General features: G+C 68.8%; 22 protein-coding genes and 1 pseudogene. 14 read left to right on the plus strand and 9 right to left on the minus strand.

The genetic code is table 11. The annotated features are described in order from the left end of the window. Positions 1-34 precede the first annotated feature (34 nt). The 4 genes and pseudogenes from IPG65_RS02845 to IPG65_RS02860 form a co-directional block, all read right to left on the minus strand. A pseudogene (locus tag IPG65_RS02845) lies at positions 35-465 on the minus strand (DoxX family protein). 77 nt (positions 466-542) lie between these two features. Further along, the gene (locus IPG65_RS02850; RefSeq protein WP_293187768.1) at positions 543-1,310 is read right to left on the minus strand and encodes a DNA-binding domain-containing protein; all 768 of its coding nucleotides are present in this window, start codon (positions 1,308-1,310) and stop codon (positions 543-545) included. After that, positions 1,297-2,133, minus strand: a complete 837-nt coding sequence (locus IPG65_RS02855) for a DUF692 domain-containing protein (RefSeq protein ID WP_293187769.1) — start codon at positions 2,131-2,133, stop codon at positions 1,297-1,299. The genes IPG65_RS02850 and IPG65_RS02855 overlap by 14 nt, the downstream gene beginning before the upstream one ends. 27 nt (positions 2,134-2,160) lie before the next feature. After that, positions 2,161-2,472 (minus strand): DUF2282 domain-containing protein, encoded by a 312-nt coding sequence (locus IPG65_RS02860; RefSeq protein WP_293187770.1) that lies wholly within the window; start codon positions 2,470-2,472, stop codon positions 2,161-2,163. A 288-nt stretch (positions 2,473-2,760) separates the two neighbouring features. Between IPG65_RS02860 and IPG65_RS02865 the strand changes: the two genes are divergently transcribed. Together IPG65_RS02865 and IPG65_RS02870 are read left to right on the plus strand one after the other, a co-directional pair. After that, positions 2,761-3,330 carry a sigma-70 family RNA polymerase sigma factor gene (locus IPG65_RS02865; RefSeq protein ID WP_293187771.1) on the plus strand — a complete coding sequence of 190 codons (570 nt, stop codon included), beginning with the start codon at positions 2,761-2,763 and terminating at the stop codon, positions 3,328-3,330. Beyond that, positions 3,327-3,968 carry a DUF1109 domain-containing protein gene (locus IPG65_RS02870; RefSeq protein ID WP_293187772.1) on the plus strand — a complete coding sequence of 214 codons (642 nt, stop codon included), beginning with the start codon at positions 3,327-3,329 and terminating at the stop codon, positions 3,966-3,968. The genes IPG65_RS02865 and IPG65_RS02870 overlap by 4 nt, the downstream gene beginning before the upstream one ends. A 91-nt stretch (positions 3,969-4,059) precedes the next feature. Here the strand turns inward: IPG65_RS02870 and IPG65_RS02875 are convergent, their stop codons facing one another. From IPG65_RS02875 to IPG65_RS02885, 3 genes are read right to left on the minus strand one after another with little or no spacing between them, the layout of a single operon-like run. Next, on the minus strand, positions 4,060-5,688 hold the full coding sequence (locus IPG65_RS02875; RefSeq protein ID WP_293187773.1) for a SpoVR family protein: 1,629 nt from the start codon (positions 5,686-5,688) through the stop codon (positions 4,060-4,062). Then, complete coding sequence (locus IPG65_RS02880) at positions 5,685-6,953, minus strand: YeaH/YhbH family protein (RefSeq protein WP_293187774.1); 1,269 nt, start codon at positions 6,951-6,953, stop codon at positions 5,685-5,687. Before IPG65_RS02880 ends, IPG65_RS02875 begins: the two co-directional genes overlap by 4 nt. 47 nt (positions 6,954-7,000) lie before the next feature. Then, a complete protein-coding gene (locus IPG65_RS02885; RefSeq protein WP_293187775.1) occupies positions 7,001-8,923 on the minus strand; it encodes a PrkA family serine protein kinase in 1,923 nt (640 codons plus the stop codon). A gap of 311 nt (positions 8,924-9,234) precedes the next feature. Between IPG65_RS02885 and IPG65_RS02890 the strand changes: the two genes are divergently transcribed. Together IPG65_RS02890 and IPG65_RS02895 are read left to right on the plus strand one after the other, a co-directional pair. After that, a complete protein-coding gene (locus IPG65_RS02890; RefSeq protein ID WP_293187776.1) occupies positions 9,235-11,421 on the plus strand; it encodes a catalase in 2,187 nt (728 codons plus the stop codon). Between the two features lie 25 nt (positions 11,422-11,446). Next, the gene (locus IPG65_RS02895; RefSeq protein ID WP_293187777.1) at positions 11,447-12,070 is read left to right on the plus strand and encodes a hemerythrin domain-containing protein; all 624 of its coding nucleotides are present in this window, start codon (positions 11,447-11,449) and stop codon (positions 12,068-12,070) included. Positions 12,071-12,195: 125 nt separating this feature from the next. Here the strand turns inward: IPG65_RS02895 and IPG65_RS02900 are convergent, their stop codons facing one another. After that, complete coding sequence (locus IPG65_RS02900) at positions 12,196-13,695, minus strand: helicase HerA-like C-terminal domain-containing protein (RefSeq protein WP_293187778.1); 1,500 nt, start codon at positions 13,693-13,695, stop codon at positions 12,196-12,198. 66 nt (positions 13,696-13,761) lie between these two features. Here IPG65_RS02900 and IPG65_RS02905 point away from each other — a divergent pair, with 66 nt between their 5' ends. The 10 genes from IPG65_RS02905 (at position 13,762) to IPG65_RS02950 (ending at position 22,387) form a co-directional block, all read left to right on the plus strand. Further along, positions 13,762-14,481 carry a YebC/PmpR family DNA-binding transcriptional regulator gene (locus IPG65_RS02905; RefSeq protein ID WP_293187779.1) on the plus strand — a complete coding sequence of 240 codons (720 nt, stop codon included), beginning with the start codon at positions 13,762-13,764 and terminating at the stop codon, positions 14,479-14,481. A 1-nt stretch (position 14,482) separates the two neighbouring features. Beyond that, positions 14,483-15,760 (plus strand): phosphoribosylamine--glycine ligase, encoded by a 1,278-nt coding sequence (gene purD / locus IPG65_RS02910; RefSeq protein ID WP_293187780.1) that lies wholly within the window; start codon positions 14,483-14,485, stop codon positions 15,758-15,760. Between the two features lie 167 nt (positions 15,761-15,927). Next, positions 15,928-16,857: an oxygen-dependent coproporphyrinogen oxidase gene (gene hemF / locus IPG65_RS02915; RefSeq protein WP_293187781.1), complete on the plus strand. Its 930-nt coding sequence runs from the start codon at positions 15,928-15,930 to the stop codon at positions 16,855-16,857. Continuing rightward, on the plus strand, positions 16,848-17,489 hold the full coding sequence (gene nadD / locus IPG65_RS02920; RefSeq protein ID WP_293187782.1) for a nicotinate (nicotinamide) nucleotide adenylyltransferase: 642 nt from the start codon (positions 16,848-16,850) through the stop codon (positions 17,487-17,489). Before hemF ends, nadD begins: the two co-directional genes overlap by 10 nt. Continuing rightward, a complete protein-coding gene (rsfS, locus tag IPG65_RS02925; protein ID WP_293187783.1) occupies positions 17,490-18,185 on the plus strand; it encodes a ribosome silencing factor in 696 nt (231 codons plus the stop codon). Beyond that, on the plus strand, positions 18,182-18,652 hold the full coding sequence (gene rlmH / locus IPG65_RS02930) for a 23S rRNA (pseudouridine(1915)-N(3))-methyltransferase RlmH (protein WP_293187784.1): 471 nt from the start codon (positions 18,182-18,184) through the stop codon (positions 18,650-18,652). The genes rsfS and rlmH overlap by 4 nt, the downstream gene beginning before the upstream one ends. A 67-nt stretch (positions 18,653-18,719) precedes the next feature. Beyond that, positions 18,720-19,325 (plus strand): nucleoside triphosphate pyrophosphatase, encoded by a 606-nt coding sequence (locus IPG65_RS02935; RefSeq protein ID WP_293187785.1) that lies wholly within the window; start codon positions 18,720-18,722, stop codon positions 19,323-19,325. Between the two features lie 16 nt (positions 19,326-19,341). Further along, the gene (gene rng, locus IPG65_RS02940) at positions 19,342-20,832 is read left to right on the plus strand and encodes a ribonuclease G (protein WP_293187786.1); all 1,491 of its coding nucleotides are present in this window, start codon (positions 19,342-19,344) and stop codon (positions 20,830-20,832) included. A 220-nt stretch (positions 20,833-21,052) separates the two neighbouring features. Further along, on the plus strand, positions 21,053-21,265 hold the full coding sequence (locus tag IPG65_RS02945) for a cold-shock protein (RefSeq protein WP_293187787.1): 213 nt from the start codon (positions 21,053-21,055) through the stop codon (positions 21,263-21,265). Positions 21,266-21,358: 93 nt separating this feature from the next. Next, complete coding sequence (locus IPG65_RS02950; protein ID WP_293187788.1) at positions 21,359-22,387, plus strand: serine protease; 1,029 nt, start codon at positions 21,359-21,361, stop codon at positions 22,385-22,387. 58 nt (positions 22,388-22,445) lie between these two features. Here IPG65_RS02950 and msbA read toward each other — a convergent pair whose 3' ends face one another. Next, positions 22,446-24,245, minus strand: coding sequence for a lipid A export permease/ATP-binding protein MsbA (msbA, locus tag IPG65_RS02955; RefSeq protein WP_293187789.1), 1,800 nt, complete (start codon positions 24,243-24,245; stop codon positions 22,446-22,448). Between the last annotated feature and the right edge of the window lie 114 nt (positions 24,246-24,359).

Genomic DNA, 24,359 nt, shown 5'->3' on the forward strand with positions numbered 1-24,359 from the left:
CGGGCGATTGTAGGGAGCGCTGCCCTCCCGCCGCTCACGACCGGGGCGCGCGGTCTCCCAGCGCATGGTCGATCGAGAGGCGGCCCGGCCCCCAGGCGGCGATCGCCAGCGCCATCGCGGCCCAGGTGAGGTGCACGGGCCAGCCCTCCGGCACCGTCAGTTCGATCACGCAGGTCATCGCCAGCAGGCCCAGGGCGGCAAAGCGCGTGCCGATGCCCAGCACCAGCAGCACCGGCAGCAGCACTTCGCCGCAGCCCGAGAGGAAAGCGACCACGGCGGGCGCGGGAAGGGGTAGGGCCCGCCCGGCAGGTGCAGCTGGAACTCGTCGGAAAACAGGTAGACCGCCATGTCATTGAGTTGCAGGAAGCCATCCCATTTCAGGATGCCGGATTTCCAGAACGGCACGGCCAGCGCGATGCGCAGCACGAATTGCGCGAGCCACGGCTGGGCAATGCCCTCGGCCATGCGCCGGGCTTTGCCGATCAGCCCCAGGGCGGGCGCGGTTGCGGACGTGCGTGCCGCAGGGTGTGTCGCTGACATGTCTAGTCTCCTGGTTGAAGGGCGGTTAATACGCCCGCCGAGACCATGCCCGCCAGGTTGGCGGACAGGTCGAAGGACGGCGCCTCGTCGAACGCGGCGGCGGCGGCCGTGCCCAGCGGGGCGCCTGCGAGAAGGTTGCCGAGAAAGGCCGCGCCGCCCGCGGGCAGGCGCGAGACGATGACGTCCATGCCGGGCCGGCTGATGAGCGCGTCTTCGGCGCCATGAGACTGCGGCGGCGGGGCCGCGCCCTCGGTCTTGTGCTGCGTGAAGATCGCCACGGCGGGGTAGCGCGAGCGCACGATGCGCGCGGCGGGGTGGGGTTCAAAGCGCAGGTCGGCCAGCAGGGCCGGATCAACGGCGGCCAGCGCGCCCGCGCCAAGCGCCGGCCGGTCGGCGGCATGGTAGGCGTCCAGCCAGGCGCGTTCGATGCGCGCGACGTCGGCCAGCCAGGGCAGCGCTTGCGCGTATTCGTAGGCGGCGATGAAGGCGGGAAAGTCGCGCCCGTAGTCGAACAGCAGCGGCGACGTGGGCGGCGTGGCGCGCAGGTGGAAGCGCGCCATCGCGCGGAAAAATTCGGCGCCGGTGATGCGCTGAACGGCCGGGTAGATGTCGGCCAGCGCATGGATGAGGCTCACGGTCACGTTGTTGCGGTAGACGTTGTAGCGCTGCACCACGCCTTTGCCCCGGTGGGCGGCCACATCGGCGGGCGCCGGGTACCGCGGGCAGGTCAGGCCTGGCGCGAACGCCGCGCTGTATTCAGCAGGTTGCATGGTGGGCCTCCTGCTGCATCACGCGGCACGCCGCCTGGGCCTGCGCGCGCAGGGTGGGCCAGTCGGGCAGGTCGCTGTCCCATTCGATCAGCGTCGGCACGGGGCCGATGCGGTCGATGACGCTGCGGTACAAGTCCCAGACCGGTGGCGCGACGGCGCGGTCGTGGCTGTCGATGAGCAGCGGTGCGCCCTCGTCGTCGCGCTGTTCGCTGTGCCCGGCCAGGTGGATTTCGCCGACCTGTTCGAGCGGAAAGGCGTCCAGATACCCTGCGGCCGAATAGCCGTGGTTGGCCGCCGAGACGAAGACGTTGTTGAGGTCGAGCAGCAGGCCGCAGCCGGTGCGCCGCGCCACCGCGCGGATGAACTCCGCTTCGCCCATCGTGGACGACGCAAACGCCACGTAGGTGGCGGGGTTCTCCAGCAGCAGGGGCCGCTGGATCGCCTCTTGCACTTGGTCGATGTGCTCGCACACCCGCTCCAGCGTGGCGCGGGTGTAGGGCAGGGGCAGCAGGTCGTTGAAGAAGGTGCCGCCATGCGAAGACCAGGCCAAATGCTCCGACACCAAGGCGGGCTGGTAGCGCAGCACCAGGTCGCGAAAGCGCGCCAGGTGGCGCGGGTCCAGCAGGCCCGGCGCGCCGATGGACATGCACACCCCGTGCAGGGACAGTGCGTGCCGCTCGCGCAGGGTGGTGAGCATGCGGTGCGGCGGGCCGCCCGCGCCCATGTAGTTCTCGGCATGCACCTCGAAGAACAAGCCATCGGCCGGCGGCTCCGCGAGGATCGCGGGCAGGTGTGGGTGCTTGAAGCTGGTGCCCGCGCGCATGGCCGTCCCCTGGGTTCTCTTGAAGAATCAGGACTTCATCGGCATGAGCGTGCCGTGGCCGCCGTTCGGCGTCTGGATCTTGGCGCAGGTGCCGCTCTGCACGAACTTCCACGCATTGCCCTGGAAGTCCATGGTGGACGTGCCCTGGCAGGTGGTGCCGGGGCCGGCGGCGCAGTCGTTCTGCCCCTTCAGGGCCACGCCGTAGCATTTTTCCTTGTGCGCGGCGATGGCGGCATCGGCTTCTGCCTTGGTCAGCGGGGCGGCATGGGCGGCCGATGCCAGCAGGCCGGCGACGGCGCTGGCCAGGAGTGCGGAAGTGACTTTGGTGGTGGTGGACATGAAATAACTCCTCGGGTTGATGTGCAAGGTATCCAGGACGGATACGTGGACTAATTCGTCGGCGCCGCTGGCTGGGTTACAGCGCGGGAAAAAAATCCCCCCACGCTCCCCCGCTGCGCGTGGTCCGCTGCCTCCCGAGGGGGCGTTTTTATCTTGGGGCGGCCCGGCGACAAGAAAATCTTCACCGGCTGCGATGTCCCGGAAAAAAAACCGGGTTCAAATAATCTGCAATGGCGCTGTAACCGGATCGCGGGCCGATCCGAAGGCATAGTCGTCACCTGTCCGCCCATGTCCACACCCGACCCCGAAACCGAATTGCACCGCCTGCTGCTGGCCGGCCTGGGTGGCGACGAAGCTGCCTACCGGCGCTTTCTGCAATTGCTGGCGGGGCACCTGCGCGCCTACCTGCGGCGGCGCCTGTTTGGCTGGCCGGACGACGTGGAAGACCTGGTGCAGGAATGCCTGCTTGCCATGCACAACAAGCGCCACACCTACCAGCCCGACCAGCCGCTTACCGCCTGGGTGCATGCCATTGCGCGCTACAAACTGATCGACCTGCTGCGCGCCCGTGGCGCGCGCGAAGCGCTGCACGACCCACTGGATGAGGAGATGCCCCTGTTCGCCGCCAGCACGCACGACGCGCACGATGCCCAGCGCGACCTGATGGGCATGCTGCAAAGCCTGCCCGACAAGCAGCGCCGCCCCATCGAGTGCGTGAAGATCGAGGGCCTGTCGGTGGCGGAGACGGCGCAGCTCACGGGCTTGTCGGAATCGGCCGTGAAGGTGGGCATCCATCGCGGCCTGAAGGTGCTGGCCGCGCGTTTTGGCGCCGCGCGGCGCCTGGAGGGTCACGCATGAAAACCGACGACTTGATTGCCCTGCTGGCCACCCACGCCGGGGCCGAACGCCGGCCCGCCACGGGCGCGGCGCTGGCGCGCGCCGTGTGCCTGGGGCTGCTGGGGGCGCTGGCCATCGTGCTGGCGGGCTACGGCCTCAACCACCAGTTTCCGCGGGTGCTGGGCATGCCCCTGTTCTGGATGAAGCTGGGCATGCCGATGCTGGTGGCGCTGTGCGCGGGCGTGATGGCGGCGCGCCTGGCACGCCCCGGCGTGCCGGCCGGCCGTGCCGGCTGGGGCATTGCGCTGGCGCTGGTGGTGGTGTGGGGCGTGGCGGCCGGCCAGTGGCTGGCGGCGCCGCCGTCCGCGCGCGCCGAACTGCTGTGGGGCCAGACCTGGCGCAGCTGCGCCTTCAGCATCGGCCTGATCGCGCTGCCCGTGCTGGTGGCCGCGCTGGGCGCGCTGCGCGAAATGGCGCCCACGCGGCTGCGCCTGGCCGGTGCGGCAGCCGGCGCGCTGGCCGGCGGGGCCGGCGCCGCCGTCTACGCGCTGCACTGTCCCGAACTGAGCGCCCCCTTCATCGCCGTGTGGTACATGCTGGGCATGGCCCTGCCGGTGGCGCTGGGCGCCTGGCTGGGGCCGCGCGTGCTGCGGTGGTGAGGCGCATGCAAGCACTGGAATGCTATATAATAAATAGCTGAAAGCGTAATGCTGGTGCTGGCTGGATGGCTGAAATGCTAAAAAAAAGCGCTCAGGCGGCCGGTGCCGGCACGGCATGCAGCAGCACCGGCGCGTCACCGTCGCCCTTGACGGTTTCCAGCCGCACGCCGAAACCCCACAGGCGCGCCGTGTGCTTGAGCACTTCCAGCGCATCCTCGGCCAGCGGGCGGCCCTGGTAGGGGGTGTGGCGCAGGGTCAGGCAGCGGTCGCCGCGCAGGTTCACGTTCCAGACCTGGATGTTGGGCTCGCGCGCGCCCAGGTCGTACTGCTGCGACAGGGTCTGGCGCAGGGCGCGGTAGCCGTCCTCGTCGTGGATGGCACTGACCAGCAGTTCGGGCTTGCTGGCGTCGTCATGGATGGCGAACAGGCGCATGTCGCGCATCAGCCGCGGGCTCAGGAACTGGCCGATGAAGCTCTCGTCCTTGAAGTTCTGCATGGCGTGGTGCAGCGCCGGCAGCCACGGGGTGCCGGCCATGTCGGGGAACCAGACCCGGTCTTCCTCGGTGGGGCTCTGGCAGATGCGCCGGATGTCGCGGTACATGGAAAAGCCCAGCGCGTAGGGGTTGATGCCGCTGTAGGCGCGGTGCCCGGCGGGCGGCTGGTGGATCACGTTGGTGTGCGACGACAGCCACTCGATCATCACGCCGTCGGTCAACCAGCCTTCGTCGTACAGGGTGTTCAGCAGCGTGTAGTGCCAGAAGGTGGCCCAGCCCTCGTTCATCACCTGGGTCTGGCGCTGCGGGTAGAAGTACTGGGCGATCTTGCGCACGATGCGCACGATCTCGCGCTGCCAGGGCTCGAGCAGCGGGGCGTTCTTCTCGATGAAGTACAGCAGGTTTTCTTCGGGCTCCTTGGGAAAGCGCTCATGCTCCGGCACCGCGCTGTCCTTGTCCGGGCGCGCCGGCAGCGTGCGCCACAGCTCGTTCACCTGCTGCTGGGCATAGGCTTCGCGCTGCTCGCGCTCGGCGCGCTCGCGCGCCAGGGTCTTCTTGGACGGGCGGTGGTAGCGGTCGACCCCCAGGGTGGCCAGCGCGTGGCAGGAGTCCAGCCACTGCTCCACGGTGTCCTGCCCATGCTTTTCCTCGCACTGGGCGACGTAGTCCCGGGCAAACACCAGGTAGTCGATGATGCTGCCGGCGTCGGTCCACATGCCGAACAGGTAGTTGCCCTTGAAGAAGCTGTTGTGCCCGTAGGCCGCGTGGGCGATCACCAGCGCCTGCATGGCGGTGGTGTTTTCCTCCATCAGGTAGCTGATGCATGGGTTGGAGTTGATGACGATCTCGTACGCCAGGCCCATGTGGCCGCGCCGGTAGCGCCGCTCGGTGGCCAGGAACTCCTTGCCGTAGCTCCAGTGGCGGTAACCCACCGGCATGCCCACGCTGGCGTAGGCGTCCATCATTTGTTCGGCCGATATCACCTCCAGCTGGTTGGGGTAGGTGTCCAGGCCGTAGCGCGCGGCCGTGGCGGCGATGACCGCGTGGTAGCGCTCGATCAGCTCGAAGGTCCAGTCGCTGGGGTCGGGCAGCGGGCGGACCGGGTGCCTGCCGGCCGGCAACAGGTCGGGGGGCACGCCGCGCTGCGCGCGTTCGCCCCGGGCGATCTGCTTGCCGTGGTGGGAGCCCGCGCGGCGCGCCAGCACGGGGTATTGAGAAGGGTTCATGCCGATACGCCTTCCTTCTTGAACAGGTCGCGGAACACCGGGTAGATGTCGGCTGGCGCGGACACCTTGCGCATGGCAAAGTGGGAAAACAGCGGCGCCAGCTGACTGTATTCCCGCCACAGGTTCTGTTCATCCGGCACCACCTGCACGTAGGCGAAATAGCGCACCAGCGGCAGGATGCTGCCCGCCAACAGGTGGCGGCAGTTGTCGCCATCGCTGGCGAAGTTGTCGCCATCGCTGGCTTGCGCCACGTAGATGTTCCAGTCCGCCACGGGGTAGCGCATGCGGATGATCTGCTCCAGAAGCACCAGCGCGCTGCTGACCACCGTGCCGCCGCTTTCGGTGGAGTGGAAGAACTCGTCCTCGCCGACCTCGGCGGCCTGGGTGTGGTGGCGGATGAAGACGATGTCGATCTTCTCGTAGTGGCGCGTGAGGAACAGGTACAGCAGGATGAAGAAGCGCTTGGCCAGATCCTTGCGCGCCTGGTCCATGGAGCCGGAGACATCCATCACGCAGAACATCACGGCCTGGCTGCTGGGCACGGGCACCTTGGTGCGGTTGCGAAAGCGCAGGTCCAGGGGTTCGAGAAAGGCCACCTTGCGGATGCGCGCCGTCAGCGCGTCGATGCACTGCCGCAGCGCGGCCACGGCCTCGCTGGTGCCGTCGTCCTGCGCCAGCAGCGCGTCGAGCGCGTCCTGCAACGCCTGCAGTTCGCGGTGCGGCGCCTTGGTCAGCGCGATGCGCCGGCCTAAGGCGCCGCGCATGGTGCGCAGCAGCGCCAGGTTGTGCGGCGTGCCGTCGTGGCTGTAGCCGGCGCGGCGCGTCTTGTATTGCAGGGTGTGGCCCAGATGCGTGCGCAGCAGGCGCGGCAGCGCCAGGTCCTCGAAGAACAGCTCCATGAACTCTTCCTTGGTCAGGGTGAAGCTGAAGTCGTCTTCCGCTTCGCCGTTGTCGCTGGCCTGGGCGCCCGAACCGCCCGCCCCGCCGGGGGGGCGGGCGATGCGGTCTCCGCGCACATGTTCGCTGTTGCCAGGGTGCACTGTGTCGCGTATGCCGCCCGGGCCGTGGTGGAACACCGGCTCGCGGATGTCCTTGCGGGGGATGGTGATGCTCTCCGCCTGCTCGATGTGGCGGATGTCGCGCCCGGATATGGCCCGGTGCACCGCTTCGGCAATCTGCTGCTTGTAGCGGCGCACGAAACGCTCGCGGTTGCCCACGGACTTGTTCTTGCCCGAAAGCCTGCGGTCGATGATTTGCAATGCCATCGGTGCCCCCAATGCATGGCCCGGCGCACTGGACGCCGGTAGGTCGCTCAACTGCTTTTGCGCACGCGCAGGTACCACTCGCACAGAAGGCGCACCTGCTTGGGCGTATAGCCCTTGGCCTCCATGCGGGTGACAAAATCCTCGTGCTTGCGCGCGTCCTCGGCGCTGGCCTTGGCGTTGAAGCTGATGACCGGCAGCAGCTCCTCGGTGTTGGAGAACATCTTCTTCTCGATCACCAGGCGCAGCTTTTCATAGCTGGTCCAGCTGGGGTTGTTGCCCTGGTTGTTGGCCCGCGCGCGCAGTACGAAGTTGACGATCTCGTTGCGGAAATCCTTGGGGTTGGCGATGCCGGCGGGCTTTTCGACCTTTTCCAGCTCGGCATTGAGCGCGGCGCGGTCAAAGGCTTCGCCGGTGTCGTTGTCGCGGTACTCGTTGTCCTGGATCCAGTAGTCGGCGTAGGTGACGTAGCGGTCGAAGATGTTCTGGCCGTACTCGCTGTAGCTCTCAAGGTAGGCGGTCTGGATTTCCTTGCCGATGAACTCGGCATAGCGCGCCGCCAGGTATTCCTTGATGAAGCCGGTGTACTTGGTCTCCAGCTCGGCGGGGAACTGTTCGCGCTCGATCTGCTGCTCCAGCACGTACATCAGGTGCACCGGGTTGGCCGCCACCTCGGTGCTGTCGTAGTTGAACACCTTCGACAGGATCTTGAAGGCAAAGCGCGTGGAGATGCCCGACATGCCCTCGTCCACGCCAGCGAAGTCGCGGTACTCCTGGTAGCTCTTGGCGCGCGGGTCGGTGTCCTTCAGGCTCTCGCCGTCATAAACCTGCATCTTGCTGAAGATGCTGGAGTTCTCGGGCTCCTTCAGGCGCGTGAGCACCGAGAACCGAGCCATCATCTTGAGCGTGCCGGGCGCGCACACGGCCTTGGCCAGCGACGACTCGCGGATCAGCTTCTCGTAGATCTTCACCTCCCCGGACACGCGCAGGCAGTAGGGCACCTTGACGATGTAGATGCGATCCAGGAAGGCCTCGTTGTTCTTGTTGTTGCGGAAGGCCTTCCACTCGCTCTCGTTGCTGTGCGCCAGCACGATGCCGTCGAAAGGAATGGCGCCAAAGCCCTCGGTGCCCTTGTAGTTGCCCTCTTGCGTGGCGGTGAGCAGCGGGTGCAGCACCTTGATGGGGGCCTTGAACATCTCGACGAATTCCAGGATGCCCTGGTTGGCCAGGCACAGGCCGCCGCTGTAGCTGTAGGCGTCGGTGTCGTCCTGGGCGAAGTTCTCCAGCTTGCGGATGTCCACCTTGCCCACCAGGCTGGAGATGTCCTGGTTGTTCTCGTCGCCCGGCTCGGTCTTGGCGATGGCGATCTGCTTCAGGATGCTGGGGTAGCGCTTGATGACGCGGAACTGGCGGATGTCGCCACCATATTCTTCCAGGCGCTTGACGGCCCAGGGCGACAGCACGTGCTGCAGGCAGCGCCTGGGAATGCCGAACTGCTCCTCCAGCACCGGCCCGTCCTCCATGGGGTCGAACAGGCCCAGCGGCGACTCGTTCACCGGCGAGCCCTTGAGCGCGTAGAACGGCACCTTCTGCATCAGGTACTTCAGGCGCTCGGCGATCGAGCTCTTGCCGCCGCCCACCGGCCCCAGCAGGTACAGGATCTGCTTGCGCTCCTCCAGGCCCTGGGCCGCATGGCGGAAGAAGCTCACCACCTGCTCGATGGCGTCTTCCATGCCGTAGAACTCGGCAAAGGCGGGGTAGCGGCGGATGACCTTGTTGGCGAACAGGCGCGACAGGTGCGGGTCATTGCGCGTGTCCACCATCTCGGGCTCACCGATGGCCGCCAGCATGCGCCGGGCAGCACCCTCGTAGGCCATGGGATCGCGCTGGCACAGCACGAGGTACTCGTCGATCGACATTTCCTCTTCGCGCAGGCGAGCGTAGCGTGCGACAGAGTTGCTGATGACATCCATACAACCTCCGTGGCGGCACTTCGGAAGCTGAGGGTGCCGCAAAGTGGCAAGGCGGTGGCTACCGTAGGGAATCGTTGTAGCACCTTGCACCCGCCTTGAACAGGTCATCTGTCCTACAAGCGCGCCGCGCCGGCCGCCGCGGGCGTAGGCCAGCGCCGACGCCCGGCGGCGGCGCCGGACGACAGCGATGGCGCGTGTGCGGATACGCGCGGGCTGGCGCGTGCCACCTAAGCTGGGGCACCCCTCACCGGCTGCGCCACCGCCTGCCCATCGGCGTGCGGCTGTGCGGCTCTCTTTTCAAGGAACCTGCCATGCCTCGTCAGCCCAAGGCGCCCCGCGCCAACACCTCGCCTGCCGCCCAAGCCTCCCCTGCGCTGGACAACGGCTTGCACCACCACGCCCCTGGCGCGCGGCACGCGCCGTTGGTGGACGTGGTGGGCGAGGGCGGCGAGCTGCACCAGAACCTGGCGCCCGCCACGGCCGACGACGACATCGCCGCCGCCCTGACCGACAACTTCGGCCACCGCGTGGCCGACAACCAGAATTCGCTGCGCGCCGGCGCGCGCGGGGCCACGCTGCTGGAAGACTTCATCCTGCGCGAGAAGATCTTCCACTTCGACCACGAGCGCATCCCCGAACGCATCGTGCATGCGCGCGGCTCCGGCGCGCACGGCGTGTTCGAATGCACGCGGGCCATTCCTGAATTGACCAAGGCGTCCATCTTCCAGAAGGAGGGCGCCACCTGCCCGGTGTTCGTGCGCTTTTCCACCGTGGCCGGCGGCGCTGGCTCGGTGGACACGCCGCGCGACGTGCGCGGCTTCGCCGTCAAGCTTTACACCGACAGCGGCAACTGGGATCTGGTGGGCAACAACATCCCGGTGTTCTTCATCCAGGACGCGATCAAGTTCCCGGACCTGGTGCACAGCGTGAAGATGGAGGCCGACCGCGGCTTTCCGCAGGCGGCCTCGGCGCACGACACCTTCTGGGACTTCATCGGGCTCATGCCCGAGTCGATGCACATGATCATGTGGGCGATGTCCGACCGCGCCATTCCGCGCAGCCTGCGCATGATCGAAGGCTTCGGGGTGCACACCTTTCGTCTGGTCAACGCTCAAGGGCAGGGGCACCTCGTCAAGTTCCACTGGAAGCCGGTGCTGGGGCTCGAATCCACCTGCTGGGACGAGGCCGTCAAGATCGCCGGCGCCGACCCCGACTTCCACCGGCGCGACCTGCACGACGCCATCGCCGCGGGCGACTTCCCGGCCTGGGATCTGGGCATCCAGGTGTTCGACGAAGCGTTCGCGGCCCGGCAGCCCTACGACGTGCTGGACCCGACCAAGCTGATCCCCGAAGAAGACATTCCGGTGCAGCGCATCGGCCGCATGACGCTCAACCGCAACCCGTCCAACTTCTTCGCCGAGACCGAGCAGGTGGCCTTCATGCCCACCAACGTCATTCCCGGCATCGACTTCAGCAACGACCCGCTGCTGCAGGGGCGATTGTTTTCGTACCTGGACACGCAGAAATCGCGCCTGGGCACCGCCAACTTCCACCAGATCCCCATCAACGCGCCCAAGTGCCCGTTCCACAACTTCCAGCGCGACGGCATGATGCAGACGCTGGTGCCCACCGGCCGCGCCAACTACGAGCCGAACAGCCTGGCCGAGACGGGCGAGGACGGCGGCCCGCGCGCCTGCCCCGAGACCGGCTTCACCACCTTCCCCGTCAACGACGAGCGCAACGACGGCGGCGAGAAACTGCGCGTGCGCGCCGAGCTGTTCGCCGACCACTACAGCCAGGCGCGCCAGTTCTATGTCTCGCAGACCGTCAGCGAGCAGGCCCACATCGCCTCCGCGCTGGTGTTCGAGCTGTCCAAGGTGACACTGGCGCACGTGCGCGCGCGCATCGTCGCGCGTCTGCGCAATATCGATGAAGACTTGGCCGCGCGCGTGGCGGCGGGGCTGGCCATCGACCTGCCGGCCAAGGCCCCTGCCGCGCGCGAGTCGGTGGCGTTGCCGCCGTCGGACGCGCTCTCGATCCAGAAGAACGCCAAGCACACCTTCGCTGGCCGCAAGGTGGCCATCCTGTTCGACGAAGGCTCGGACAAGGCGGCCATCCAGAAACTCAAGGGCGACATCGAGCAGGCCGGCGGCGGCGTGTTCCTGGTGGCCCCCAAGGTGGGTGGCATTGCAGTGAAGGGCGGCACGCTGAAGGCCGACGGGCAGCTGGCCGGCTCGCCCTCGGTGCTGTTCGACGCCGTGGCCAGCATCCTGATGCCCGCGCAGGCCGACAAGCTGGCGCGCGACGGCGCGGCGGTGCAGTGGTTCATGGACGCTTACGGGCACTGCAAGGTCATCGGCCACTGCAAGGGCTCGCAGGTGCTGCTGGACAAGGCCGGCGTCGAGCCGGACGACGGGGTGGTGCCGTACGAGGCCCTGGTCGAGACCGGCATCGCGCGGCGCTGGGCGCGCGAGCCCAAGGTGCGCATGCTGGCTTGAACGCAACAGAAAGAGGAAGACCACGATGAAGACTGCCAAGAAGACCGTCAACAGCGCCACCCGCGCCGCCACCGAGCGGCAGGCCAAGTCAGCCGCCGTCGCCAAGGCCAAGGCGCTGGCGCCCGAATTGCCCGCGCGCATCGGCGCCACGCCCGCCACCCGGTTCCGTGGCGATCCCGACATCTTCGGCCGCCTGGTCGAGGATCACGACCGGCACCGGGCGCTGCTGGCCATGATCGACGCCACCGAGGGCAAGTCGCCCGAGCGTCAACGCCTGTTCAAGGAACTGGTGCTGGAGATCAAGGGCCACGCCGCCGCCGAGGAGCAGGCGCTGTGGTCCACCGTGCTGCGCGATCCGGCCACCACCGAGGACGCGCGCCACGCGGTGGCTGAACACCACGAGATGGACGAGATGCTGGCCGATCTGGCCGCGCGCGACATGGCCTCCAGCGGCTGGCTGCGGCGCTTCGCCAAGCTGCGCGAGGAATACCTGCACCACGTGCGCGAGGAGGAGCAGGAGCAGTTCGTCGCCGCCCAGAAGCATCTGGCGCTGGCCGACGTGCGCTACATGCGGCGGGTGTTCAACCGCCGCAAGAAGGCGGAAAAAGCCGGCGCCGAGGTCGAGAAGAAGATCAAGCTGAAGGACTGACCGAGTCGGCGCACCCGCCGATAGCTATCATAATAATAGCTATTGGCGCTTATTGGAAGCGGGATCTAGCCCGTTTTGACCATGAAACGGGCTGCCGTGCGCCGACGTCCCGGGTCCGGGCGGGCTCAGCGCCGCTTGCCGCCCAGCAGGCTGCCCAGGGCGCCGCGCACCAGTTCGCGGCCCATGCGGCGCATCTCGCCCTTGACCACGTTCTGCACGATGCCGTCGTACTGGCCGCCGCGCGGGCCGGTGCGGCCGAACAGGGCTTCCTTGACGACGTTGCCCACGCTGCCCAGCAGGCCGCCGTCGTCGGCCGTGGCGGGCGCGGCGGCGCTCGGCGCGGTCTGCGCGCCGCCGCGCGCGGCCAGCATCTCGTAGGCCGATTCGCGGTCCACCGCCTGGTCGTAGGCGCCGGCCACCAGGGAACTCTTCATGAGCTCGGCGCGCTGGGTCTCGGTGATGGGGCCGATCTGGCTGCCCGGCGGAATGACGAACACGCGCTCGGTCACGGCGGGGCGGCCCTTGGCGTCGAGGAAGCTCACCAGCGCTTCGCCGGTGCCGAGTTCGGTGATGGCGGTCTCGATGTCGAGCCCGGGGTTGGCGCGCATGGTCTGCGCCGTGGCCTTGACGGCCTTCTGGTCGCGCGGGGTGAAGGCGCGCAGCGCGTGCTGCACGCGGTTGCCGAGCTGGGCCAGCACGGTGTCGGGCACGTCGATGGGGTTCTGGGTGACGAAGTACACACCCACGCCCTTGGAGCGCACCAGACGCACCACCAGCTCGATGCGCTCCAGCAGCACCTTGGGCGCGTCGGCGAACAGCAGGTGCGCCTCGTCGAAGAAGAAGACGAATTTGGGCTTCTCCGGGTCGCCGACCTCGGGCAGGTGCTCGAACAGCTCGGACAGCAGCCACAGCAGGAAGCTGGCGTACAGGCGCGGCGCGGTCATCAGCTTGTCGGCCGAGAGGATGTTGATCACGCCCTGGCCGTGGACGGTCTGCATCAGGTCGGCGATGTCGAGCATGGGCTCGCCGAAGAACCGGTCGGCGCCCTGGCTCTCCAGTTGCATGAGGCCGCGCTGGATGGCGCCGACGCTGGCGGTGCTGACGTTGCCGTACTTGGTGGTGAAGTCCTTGGCGTTCTCGCCCACGTGGATGAGCATGGCGCGCAGGTCCTTCAGGTCCAGCAGCAGCATGCCGCTGTCGTCGGCGATCTTGAAGACGAGGTTCAGCACGCCGGCCTGCGTGTCGTTCAAATCCAGCATGCGCGCCAGCAGCAGCGGCCCCATGTCGGAGATGGTGGCGCGCACCGGGTGCCCTTTCTCGCCGAACACGTCCCAGAAGGTGGCCGGACAGGCCAGCGGCTCGGGCGCGGGCAGGCCGCGCTCCTTCAGAATTTCGGCCATCTTGCCCTGCACGCTGCCGGGTTGGCTGATGCCGGAGAGATCGCCCTTGACGTCGCTCATGAACACCGGCACGCCGATGCGGCTGAAGGCCTCGGCCATCTTCTGCAGCGTCACCGTCTTGCCGGTGCCGGTGGCGCCGGTGACGAGGCCGTGGCGGTTGGCCAAGCCGGGCAGGAGAAGGGCTTCGATGTCGCCGTGCTTGGCGATCAGCAAGGGGTCGGCCATGGTGCGGCGCCTTTGAAAAGTAAAATCGCCCGATTATCAAGCGACTTCCCGAGAAAGCGACTCGTCATGGCCGGCCACAGCAAATGGGCAAACATTCAGCACCGCAAGGGGCGCCAGGACGAAAAGCGCCAGCGCGTCTGGACGCGCGTGGTGCGCGAGATCATGGTGGCCGCGCGCACCGGCGGCGGCGACCCGACGGCCAACCCGCGCCTGCGCCTGGCGATTGAAAAGGCCAAGGCGGCCAACATGCCCGCCGACACCGTCAAGCGCAACATCGACAAGGCCACCGGCAACCTCGAAGGCGTGAGCTACGAGGAAATCCGCTACGAGGGCTACGGCATCGGCGGCGCGGCGATCATCGTCGACACCATGACCGACAACCGCGTGCGCACCGTGGCCGAAGTGCGCCACGCCTTCAGCAAGCACGGCGGCAACATGGGCACCGAGGGTTCGGTGGCGTTTCAGTTCAAGCATTGCGGGCAGATCATCTTCGCGCCCGGCACCAGCGAGGACCAGGTGATGGAGCTGGCGCTCGAAGCCGGCGCCGACGACGTCATCGCCGACGACGAGGGCGCCATCGAGGTGCTGACCGACCCGGCCCGGTTCGAGGCCGTGAAGAACGCGCTGGAGGCCGCCGGCCTGGCGCCCGAGGTGGCCGAGGTGACGATGCGCGCCGAGAACACCGTCGACCTGGCCGGCGACGACGCCACCCGCATGCAGAAACTGCTGGACATGCTGGAAGACCTGGACGACGTGCAGGAAGTCTTCCACAACGCGGCGCTGTGACATGAAAGTCCTCGTCATCGGCGGCGGCGGCCGCGAGCACGCGCTGGCCTGGAAGCTCAGCGCATCGCCCAAGGTGCAGCAGGTGTACGTGGCGCCCGGCAACGGCGGCACGGCGCTGGCGCCCCATCTCAAGAACGTGCCCATCACCGACCTGGCCGCGCTGCGCGACTGGGCGCTGAAGGAAAAGATCGCGCTCACCGTGGTCGGTCCCGAGCAGCCGCTGGCCGCCGGCGTGGTGGACGACTTCCGCGCGCACGGCCTGCGCATCTTCGGCCCGACCAAGGCCGCCGCGCAGCTCGAAAGCTCCAAGGCCTTCAGCAAGGACTTCATGAAGCGCCACGGCATCCCCACCGCGGCCTACGAGACCTTCAGCGACCCGGCGGCCGCGCACGCCTACGTCGAGCGCCTGGGCGCGCCCATCGTCGTCAAGGCCGACGGGCTGGCGGCCGGCAAGGGCGTGGTGGTGGCCGCCACCGCGGACGAGGCGCACGCCGCCATCGACGACATGCTGGGTGGCAACACGCTGGGCGTGGCGCACAACGAAGGCGGTGCGCGCGTCGTCATCGAGGAGTTCCTGGCCGGCGAGGAGGCCAGCTTCATCGTGCTGTGCGACGGCAAGAACGTCGCCGCGCTGGCCACCAGCCAGGACCACAAGCGCCTGAAGGACCGCGACGAGGGCCCCAACACCGGCGGCATGGGCGCGTACTCGCCGGCGCCCATCGTCACGCCGAGGGTGCATGCGCGCGTGATGCACGACGTCATCCTGCCCACCATCCGCGGCATGGACCAGGACGGCATCCCGTTCACCGGCTTCCTGTACGCCGGCCTGATGATCGACGCCGAGGGCCGGCCCAGGACGCTGGAGTTCAACACCCGCATGGGCGATCCCGAGACCCAGCCCATCCTGATGCGGCTGAAGTCCGACCTGGTGGACGTGCTGCTGGCCGCCACCGCTGGCCGCCTGGACGAGGTCGATCTGCAATGGGACCGCCGCGCCGCCCTGGGCGTGGTGATGGCGGCCGGCGGCTACCCGCTGAATCCCAAGAAGGGCGACCTGGTCGCCGGTCTGCCCCGGCCCGCGGACGATGCCATGGTGTTCCACGCCGGCACGCAGGCCGAGGGCGACAGGGTCACCACCTCCGGCGGGCGCGTGCTGTGCGTCACCGTGCTGGCCGATTCGGTCAAGCAGGCCCAGGCGCGTGCCTACGACGTGGCGCGCGGCATCCACTTCGACGGCATGCAATACCGCCGCGACATCGGCCACCGCGCGATCAAATGACCACCCCCCGTTGCTCCACTCGCTGCGCGATGTTCCGGCATCCCCCCCTCAAGGGGGCGCACCCGTGGCCGGGGAGACCCCGGCCACGAGTGCACTGGCATGGCCTGCTCCGCGACCATCAGGCTCTTTCGGGGCGGTGCGCTGCGAAGCGTGCGTCGGCGCCATGAATGACTGAGATGTTGACTATCGACACCGGCGCGGTGCGCGTGTGGCTGGCCGGCCTGCAAGACCGCATCACCAGCGCCATCGAATCGATCGACGGCCAGGCCCGGTTTCTCGAGGACCGCTGGCGGAAGGCGCCCGGCGAGCCGCTGCAAGGCGACGGCATCACGAAGATCCTGGAAGGCGGCGCCGTGTTCGAGCGCGCCGGCGTCGGCTTCTCGCACGTGCGCGGCCCCCGGCTGCCGCCCTCGGCCACGCAGCACCGGCCCGAGCTGGCGGGCGCGCCGTTCGAGGCCATGGGCGTGTCGCTGGTGTTCCACCCGCGCAACCCCTACGTGCCCACGGTGCACATGAACGTGCGCATGATCGCTGCAGGCCATCCGGGCCAGCCACCCGTGTGCTGGTTCGGCGGCGGCATGGACCTCACGCCGTACTACGGCTTCGACGAAGACGCCCGCCACTTCCACGCCACCTGCCGCGACGCGCTGGCGCCCTTCGGCGCCGACAAGTACCCGCGCTTCAAGCAGTGGTGCGACGAGTACTTCGTCAACAAGCACCGCCATGAGCCGCGCGGCATCGGCGGCATCTTCTTCGACGACTTCAACGAGGACGGGGCCGGGCAGGGCTTCGACCTCATCCGCGCCGTGGGCGACGCCTTCCTGCCCGCGTACCAGCCCATCGTGCTGCGACGCCACGGCCTGCCCTGGGGCGAGCGCGAGCGCGAGCACCAACTGGTGCGGCGCGGCCGCTACGTCGAGTTCAACCTCGTGTGGGACCGCGGCACGCACTTCGGCCTGCAGTCGGGCGGGCGCACCGAATCCATCCTGCTGTCCATGCCGCCGAAGGCCGCGTGGGCCTACCAGCACCAGCCGCCCGTGGGCTCGCCCGAGGCCGAGCTGACCGCGCGCTACCTGGTGCCGCGCGCATGGGTCTGACGGCCGGCGTGCGCCAGATTCGTCGGGTGGGCCTGTTCGGCGGCGCGTTCGACCCGCCGCACGACGCCCACGTGACGCTGGCGCGCGCCGCGCTCGACGAGCTGGCGCTGGACCGCCTGCACGTCATGCCCACCGGCGACGCGTGGCACAAGTCGCGCCCCCTGAGCCCCGCCGCCGATCGCCTGGCGATGTGCCGCCTGGCCTTCGCCGACCTGCCCGGCGTGGTGGTGGACGACCGCGAACTGCGCCGCGCCGGCCCCACCTACACCATCGACACGCTGACCGCGCTGCGCGCCGATTACCCTGGCGCCGAGCTGTTCCTGCTGATCGGTGCCGACCAGGCGCTGGCGTTCCACGGCTGGCGGCGGGCGCGGGACATCATCGAGATTGCTACTATTTCAATAGCTATTCGCTCTTATCCGGAGCGGGCTGAATGCCAATTTGATCCAAAAAATCCGTTGCCTGGCCTGGGGTTGGGGGAACGCGGCGTGCGCCTGCTCGGCCTGCCCGTGTTGCCGCACAGCGCCACCGACGTGCGCGCGCGCGCCGCGGCGGGACGGCCCATCGATCACCTGGTTCCCGCGGCCGTCGCGGGGTATATTGCCGACCACCACCTCTACACCACTGCCTAGATGAGCGAAACCGCCGCCAAGAAAGATGTCCAGAAACTCCAGCGCGCCATCGTCGATGGCCTGGAGGACGTCAAAGCCCAGGACATCCGCGTCTTCAACACCGAGCACCTCTCGCCGCTGTTCGAGCGCGTGATCGTCGCCAGCGGCACCTCCAACCGGCAGACCAAGGCCCTGGCCTCCAGCGTGCGCGACAAGGTGCGCGACGCTGGCTTCGCCAAGCCGCGCATGGAGGGCGAGGAGAACGGTGAATGGATCGTCGTCGACTGCGGCGCTGCCGTGGTCCACGTGATGCAGCCCGCCATTCGCCAGTACTACAACCTGGAAGAAATCTGGGGCGACAAGCCCGTGCGGCTGCGCTCGGCCGCGCCGGCCGAGCGGAAAGCCGCCGATTCCAAGAAAAAAGCATCTGAAGCCAGCGCCGATACTGCGCCTGCAGCTACTAAAAAGGTAGCGGCCAAGAAAACACCCGCCCAGCCCGCCCCGGCCCGCAAGGCCGCCGCCGGCAAGCCGGCCGTGGCCAGGAAGGCGGCGGCCAAGAAAGCGGTCGCCGGAAAGGCCGCGCCTCGCAAGACCCCCGCCCGGAAAGCGGCGGCGCCGAAAGTGATGGTCGTCGGCAAGCCCGCCACGGCCAAGAAGGCGGCCACGGCCCGCACCGCCGCCGCCGCCAAGAAAGCCGCGCCTCGCACGGCGCGATGAAGCTCGTCGTGGTCGCCGTCGGCCAGCGCGTGCCCGGTTGGGCGCAAACGGCCTGGGACGACTACGCCAAGCGCTTTCCGCCCGAGCTGAAGGTGGAGCTGAAGGCGATCAAGACCGAACCGCGCGCCGGCGGCAAGACCGCCGCCCAGGCCATGGCGGCCGAGCGCCATCGCATCGAGGCCGCCGTGCCCAAGGGCGCCCACGTGGTGGCGCTGGACGAGCACGGCGCCGCGCTGACCACGCACGCCTTGGCCGCGCGGCTGGCCGAGTGGCAAGGGCTGGGCGGCGACGTGGCCCTGCTCATCGGCGGCCCGGACGGGCTGGAGCCGGGCCTGCGCCAGGCGGCGCACGAGCGCCTGCGCCTGTCCGACCTGACCTTGCCGCACGCCATGGTGCGCGTGCTGCTCGTCGAGCAGCTCTACCGCGCGTGGTCGGTGAACGCGGGGCATCCGTACCACCGGGAATAATGAGGTCGAACGTTCGGCGCCCAGCATTCAGCGCGCGCTAATCCTCGCTCAACGCCAAACGCTCAACGTGACCTTTATCTACCTCGCCTCCCAGAGCCCGCGCCGGCGCCAACTGCTCGACCAGTTGGGCGTTGCCGTCAGCCTGCTGCTGCCCGACGACGCCGAGGCCGCCGAGGCGCTGGAGGCGGTGCGTCCGGGCGAGGCGCCTGCGGCCTACGTGCGGCGCGTCACGCGCCTGAAGCTGGGCGACGCCGCGCGGCGGCTCGCGCAGCAGCAGCAGCAGCGGCCGCCCGCGCCGGTGCTGTGCGCCGACACCACGGTGGCGGTGGGCCGCCGCATCCTGGGCAAGCCGCGCGATGCGCAGGAGGCCGCCGGCATGCTGCGCGCGCTGTCGGGCGGCACGCACCGCGTCATCACCGCCGTGGCCTTGCAGCAGGGCGACTGGCGCGGCGAGGCGCTGAGCGACTCGCGCGTGCGCTTCGCCCCGCTGCCCGAGGCCGCCATCGACGCCTACGTCGCCAGCGGCGAGTGGCAGGGCAAGGCCGGCGCCTACGCCATCCAGGGCCGCGCCGCGGCGTTCATCGAACACATCAGCGGCAGCTACAGCGGCATCATGGGGCTGCCGCTGCACGAGACGGCTGCCTTGCTGCGGCAGGCCGGCGTGAAGACTTGAAACCCCGCTATTCAAAATGCAGCAAGACATCCTCATCAACTGGTCGCCGCAGGAGACGCGCGTGGCCATCGTGGAACACGGCGCGGTGCAGGAGCTGCACGTCGAGCGCGCGCTGGAGCGCGGCCTGGTCGGCAACGTGTACCTGGGCAAGGTGGCGCGCGTGCTGCCGGGCATGCAGTCGGCCTTTATCGACATCGGGCTGGAGCGCTCGGCCTTCCTGCACGTGGCCGACCTGTGGCAGCTCCCGCTGGAGGGCGAGAGCCTGCCGGCGCACCGCCACGGCGCGCCGCCGCGCCCCATCGAGAAGCAGGTGTACGAGGGCCAGACGCTGATGGTGCAGGTCATCAAGGACCCCATCGGCACCAAGGGCGCGCGCCTGTCCACGCAGATCAGCATCGCCGGGCGCCTGCTCGTGTTCCTGCCGCAGGACGACCACGTCGGCGTGTCGCAGCGCATCCCCGCCGGCCAGCGCGAGCTGCTGCGCGGGCGCGTGCAGCAACTGGCCAGCGAGGGCGTCGCTGGCGGCAAGACCGGCGGGTTCATCCTGCGCACCAACGGCGAGGACGCCAGCGACGCCGAGCTGGCCGAGGACATTGCCTACCTGCGCAAGACCTGGGCGCGCATCCGCGAGGGCAGCACGCGCCTGCCGCCGGGCTCGCTGCTGCACGAGGACCTGAGCCTGCTGCAGCGCGTGCTGCGCGACCTGACGGGCGAGCACACGCAGTCGATCCGCATCGACTCGGCCGAGCAGTTCCAGGTGCTGATGGCCTTCGGGCGCGAGTTCATGCCCGCCGCCGCCGCGCGCCTGCAGCACTACGCGGGCGAGCGACCGATCTTCGACCTGTACTCGGTGGACGAGGAGATCACCAAGGCGCTGGGCCGGCGCGTGGACCTCAAGTCCGGCGGCTACCTGATCGTCGACCAGACCGAGGCGCTGACCATCATCGACGTCAACACCGGCGGTTACGTCGGCGCGCGCAGCTTCGACGACACGGTGTTCAAGACCAACCTGGAAGCCGCGCAGGCCATCGCGCGGCAGTTGCGGCTGCGCAACCTGGGCGGCATCGTGATCGTGGACTTCATCGACATGACGCAGCCCGAGCACCAGCAGGCCGTGCTGTCGGAGTTTCGCAAGCAGCTGGCGCGCGACCGCGTGAAGACGCAGGTGGGCGGCTTCTCCACGCTGGGCCTGGTGGAGATGACGCGCAAGCGCACGCGCGAATCGCTGGCGCAACTGCTGTGCGAGCCCTGCGAGCAATGCCAGGGCGCCGGCCGCGTGCGCACCGCGCGCACCGTGGCCTACGACGTCCTGCGCGAGATCCTGCGCGAGGCGCGGCAGTTCAACCCCAAGGAGTTCCGCATCGTGGCCGCGCCGGCCGTGATCGAGATGCTGCTGGACGAGGAAAGCCAGCACCTGGCGGGGCTGTCGGATTTCATCGGCAAGCCGATCTCGCTGCAGGCCGAGCGCGCGCTGGGGCCGGACCAGTACGACATCGTGCTGCTGTAGCGGACGCAAGAGCTTATATTCGCGCGCAAAGCGGCATGCATCTCTTAAGCGGTGTACCATCGGCTTGTTGATATGTGCAAGACCGTCACCTCTTAGGCTTTTTCTGCTCTCTCCCCGGCGTTCTGCTGGCGGATCTGTCGAATCCCCCTCTTGATGATTTTCTTGGCGTCTCTTCGCCAGGCGCGGTTTTTGCGCCCTGGCAACTTTGAAAGGAATCGCTATGACAACTCAAACCGGAACCGTGAAATGGTTCAACGATGGCAAGGGCTTCGGCTTCATCGCCCCCGACGATGGCGGCAAGGATCTGTTCGCCCACTTCCGTGAAATCCAGGCCGGCGGCTTCAAGACGCTGACCGAGAACCAGCGCGTGGAGTTCGAAGTCACCCAAGGGGCCAAGGGTCCCCAGGCTTCCAACATTCGTGTCTTGGGCTGAACCGTGCAGGGCTCCGGCGGCCTCGCAGCCGCCCCGACCCTGACCTGAAGCGCGGCTTGTCCGCGCTTTTTTCATTTTTGGAGGGCTCTCGCAATGAAGAATCTGCAGGAAGCCACCGAACGCATCTGTGACCTCAAGGGCAGCCTGATCGCGATGGACGCACTGCTTCCGGCCTTGCTGGAAACGGTACCGCCGGCCGCCCACGCCGCCCTGGTGCGCTCCTTCGAGGCGCATGCCGAAGCGGCGCGCACGGTCATGCTGAACACCGACATCTCCGAACACGTGCTGGTCGCCTTCGAGCGCGACATCGCCCGGACCCGCGCGGTGCTGGCCGGACTCATCCCGGCGGAGCAGGTCCCGGCGCCCCGCGGCGCCGTCGAGGCGGTGCTGCTGACCACCACGCGCATCAGCACCTTCGTGGGGGCGCAAAGCCTGACCGGGGCCAGCGGTTTCTTCTTTCGCCGCGACGGGCGATTGTTCCTGGTGACCAATCGCCATGTCCTCGTCGACGAGCCGAGCGGCCATGTCCCGGACCGCATCGAGATCGAGGTGCACACCGATGCGCGCGATCTGACGCGGTACACGGCCTTTTCGATACCGCTGTACCGCCATGGGCTGGGGCTGTGGCGTCAGGCCGCCGACAGCGCCGGGACCGTGGACGTCGCGGTGATCGAGATCGAGGTCGACCGCTTGCCAGCGGACGCGGTGCTGCAGGCGTTCGATGACGCGCATCTCGACCCGCGAGGCGAGGACGTCGCCATCGGCGATGCCTTGACGGTCATCGGCTTTCCGCTGGGGTTCCACGACACGGTGCACCACCTGGCCGTCGCGCGCGCCGCCTCGATCGCGTCGGCCTATGGCGTGCGCTTCCAGCAGCAGGGCTATTTCCTGTCCGACGCCAGGACGCACCGCGGCAGCAGCGGCGCCCCCGTGCTGCGGCGCAGGAGCGGGCCGCGCGGGGACGGCGCGCCGCTGCCCTGGCAGTTGCTCGGCGTGCATTCCACGCGCATGGACATGAGCACGCGCCACCTGACGGAAGATGAGTCCCTGGGACTCAACTGCGTCTGGTACGCGGACGTCCTGAGGGTGCTGACCGAGCCGCCCCCGCAGTCCGAGATTTGAAATAAGAAGGCCGAATGCCGGTGCTGGTATTGCGCCAGAAGCTATCAAAAAGATAGTGTCAGGCAGGTGCCGAGGGCGATGCCGCCGGGTGGCTGTGCAGCCGCGCGTACAGGCCGCCGGCGGCCACCAACTCGGCGTGGGTGCCTTGCTCGGCGATGCGGCCGCGCTCCATGACGACGATGCGGTCGGCGTGCTCGATGGTCGAGAGCCGGTGCGCGATCACGACGGTGGTGCGCCCGGCCATGGCGCGGGCCACGGCCTGCTGCACCAGGCGTTCGCTCTCGGTGTCGAGGGCCGACGTGGCCTCGTCCAGCAGCAGCACCGGCGCGTCGCGGTAGAGGGCGCGGGCGATGGCCAGGCGCTGGCGCTGCCCGCCCGACAACTGCGTGGCGTTGTGGCCCAGCACGGTGTCCATGCCCCGCGGCAGCGCGGCGACGTGGGCGGCCAGGTTGGCGTCCTCCAGGCAGCGCTGCACGCGCTCGCGGTCGATGGCGGCGGCGCCCAGGGCCACGTTGGCGGCGACGCTGTCGTTGAGCATGGTCACGTCCTGACTCACCAGCGCGAACTGCCGGCGCAGCAGCGCCAGGGGCCAGCGCGCGATGTCGATGCCGTCCAGCCTCACTTGGCCGCCGGTGGGCGCCACGAAGCGCGGCAGCAGGCTGACCAGCGTGGTCTTGCCGGAGCCGGAGGGGCCGACCAGGGCCACCGTCTCGCCCGCGCGCACGTGCAGGCTCACGCCGTCGAGCGCGGGCGCGGCGTCGTCGCGGTAGACCATGCGCACGGCGTCCAGCACGAGGTCGCCGCGCGCGCGCTCGGGCACGGCGGCGGCGGGCTGGGGCGCGTCGGTCTCGGGCCGCACGCCGTCCATCAGCTCCAGCCCGCGCTCGAGCGCCGCCAGCCCGCGCGTGATGGGGTTGACCACGTCGGCCAGCCGGCGCGTGGGCGCCACCAGCATCAGCATGGCGCCGATGAAGGCGACGAAGCCGCCCACCGTCACGCCCTGGCCGGGGGCGCCCTGGCCCTGCGACAACGCGATGGCGATGACCGAGGACAGGGCCACGGCGGCCACCAGCTGCGTCAGCGGCGTGGTGGCGGCCGAGGCGCGCGTGGCCTTGAGGGCCAGGCCGCGCAGGTGGCGGCTCAGGGCGTCGAAGCGCTCGGCCTGCCGCGCCTGCGCTCCGTGCAGGCGCACCATGCGGTGGGCCAGCACGTTCTCCTCGACCACGTAGGCCAGTTCGTCGGTGGCCGTCTGGCTCTCGCGCGTCACCCGGTACAGGCGCCGCGACAGGGTCTTCAGGATCCAGGCCACGCAGGGCACCAGCACCAGCACGATCAGCGTCAGCCGCCAGTTCAGGTAGACCAGATAGGACAGCAGGGCGACCACGGTGAAGCCGTCGCGCGCCAGGTTGAGCAGCGCCTGCACGAGCTGCGCCGCGCCGGTCTGTACCTCGTACACGATGGTGTTGGCCAATTGGCTGGCCGACTGGCGCGTGAACAGCGACAGGTCGGCCGTGAGCAGGCGCTCGAACAACCGGCGCCGCAGCACCACCATGCCGTCGCCCGCGATGCGCGAGAGGGCGTACTGGCTGGCGAACTGCGCCAGCCCGCGAATGGCGAACAGGCCGATGATGGCCACGGGCACCATCCAGATCCGCAGGTTGCCCTGCGTGAAGCCCTGGTCGAGCAGCGGCTGCAGCAGGGCGGGGATCGCCGGTTCGGTCAGCGCGCTGGTGAGCGTGGCGGCCACGGCCAGCGCCCAGCCGGCCTTGTACTGGCGGAAATATGGCCACAGCCGGCGCAGGCGCTGCGTCAGGGACAGGCTGGCGGCGGCGGAGGCTGGGTCGGGAGCGGGGGGCATGAAGGGCGTGTCAGGTGACCGGCGATTCTAGGATGGCGGCCCGGCGCGGCGGGAACCAATCGCCGCGCGGCGCGCTCCCACGGCGAGCCCGGACCGCTGCGCGCGCTCTACAGT

The sequence above is a fragment of the Ottowia sp. genome (assembly GCF_016703145.1).
GTDB lineage: Bacteria > Pseudomonadota > Gammaproteobacteria > Burkholderiales > Burkholderiaceae_C > Ottowia.

Coding starts and splice junctions, on each gene's coding strand:
- IPG65_RS02850 (WP_293187768.1), bottom strand. CDS start 1,310: ATGCAACCTGCTGAATACAGCGCGGCGTTCGCGCCAGGCCTGACCTGC.
- IPG65_RS02855 (WP_293187769.1), bottom strand. CDS start 2,133: ATGCGCGCGGGCACCAGCTTCAAGCACCCACACCTGCCCGCGATCCTC.
- IPG65_RS02860 (WP_293187770.1), bottom strand. CDS start 2,472: ATGTCCACCACCACCAAAGTCACTTCCGCACTCCTGGCCAGCGCCGTC.
- IPG65_RS02865 (WP_293187771.1), top strand. CDS start 2,761: ATGTCCACACCCGACCCCGAAACCGAATTGCACCGCCTGCTGCTGGCC.
- IPG65_RS02870 (WP_293187772.1), top strand. CDS start 3,327: ATGAAAACCGACGACTTGATTGCCCTGCTGGCCACCCACGCCGGGGCC.
- IPG65_RS02875 (WP_293187773.1), bottom strand. CDS start 5,688: ATGAACCCTTCTCAATACCCCGTGCTGGCGCGCCGCGCGGGCTCCCAC.
- IPG65_RS02880 (WP_293187774.1), bottom strand. CDS start 6,953: ATGGCATTGCAAATCATCGACCGCAGGCTTTCGGGCAAGAACAAGTCC.
- IPG65_RS02885 (WP_293187775.1), bottom strand. CDS start 8,923: ATGGATGTCATCAGCAACTCTGTCGCACGCTACGCTCGCCTGCGCGAA.
- IPG65_RS02890 (WP_293187776.1), top strand. CDS start 9,235: ATGCCTCGTCAGCCCAAGGCGCCCCGCGCCAACACCTCGCCTGCCGCC.
- IPG65_RS02895 (WP_293187777.1), top strand. CDS start 11,447: ATGAAGACTGCCAAGAAGACCGTCAACAGCGCCACCCGCGCCGCCACC.
- IPG65_RS02900 (WP_293187778.1), bottom strand. CDS start 13,695: ATGGCCGACCCCTTGCTGATCGCCAAGCACGGCGACATCGAAGCCCTT.
- IPG65_RS02905 (WP_293187779.1), top strand. CDS start 13,762: ATGGCCGGCCACAGCAAATGGGCAAACATTCAGCACCGCAAGGGGCGC.
- purD (WP_293187780.1), top strand. CDS start 14,483: ATGAAAGTCCTCGTCATCGGCGGCGGCGGCCGCGAGCACGCGCTGGCC.
- hemF (WP_293187781.1), top strand. CDS start 15,928: ATGACTGAGATGTTGACTATCGACACCGGCGCGGTGCGCGTGTGGCTG.
- nadD (WP_293187782.1), top strand. CDS start 16,848: ATGGGTCTGACGGCCGGCGTGCGCCAGATTCGTCGGGTGGGCCTGTTC.
- rsfS (WP_293187783.1), top strand. CDS start 17,490: ATGAGCGAAACCGCCGCCAAGAAAGATGTCCAGAAACTCCAGCGCGCC.
- rlmH (WP_293187784.1), top strand. CDS start 18,182: ATGAAGCTCGTCGTGGTCGCCGTCGGCCAGCGCGTGCCCGGTTGGGCG.
- rng (WP_293187786.1), top strand. CDS start 19,342: ATGCAGCAAGACATCCTCATCAACTGGTCGCCGCAGGAGACGCGCGTG.
- IPG65_RS02945 (WP_293187787.1), top strand. CDS start 21,053: ATGACAACTCAAACCGGAACCGTGAAATGGTTCAACGATGGCAAGGGC.
- IPG65_RS02950 (WP_293187788.1), top strand. CDS start 21,359: ATGAAGAATCTGCAGGAAGCCACCGAACGCATCTGTGACCTCAAGGGC.
- msbA (WP_293187789.1), bottom strand. CDS start 24,245: ATGCCCCCCGCTCCCGACCCAGCCTCCGCCGCCGCCAGCCTGTCCCTG.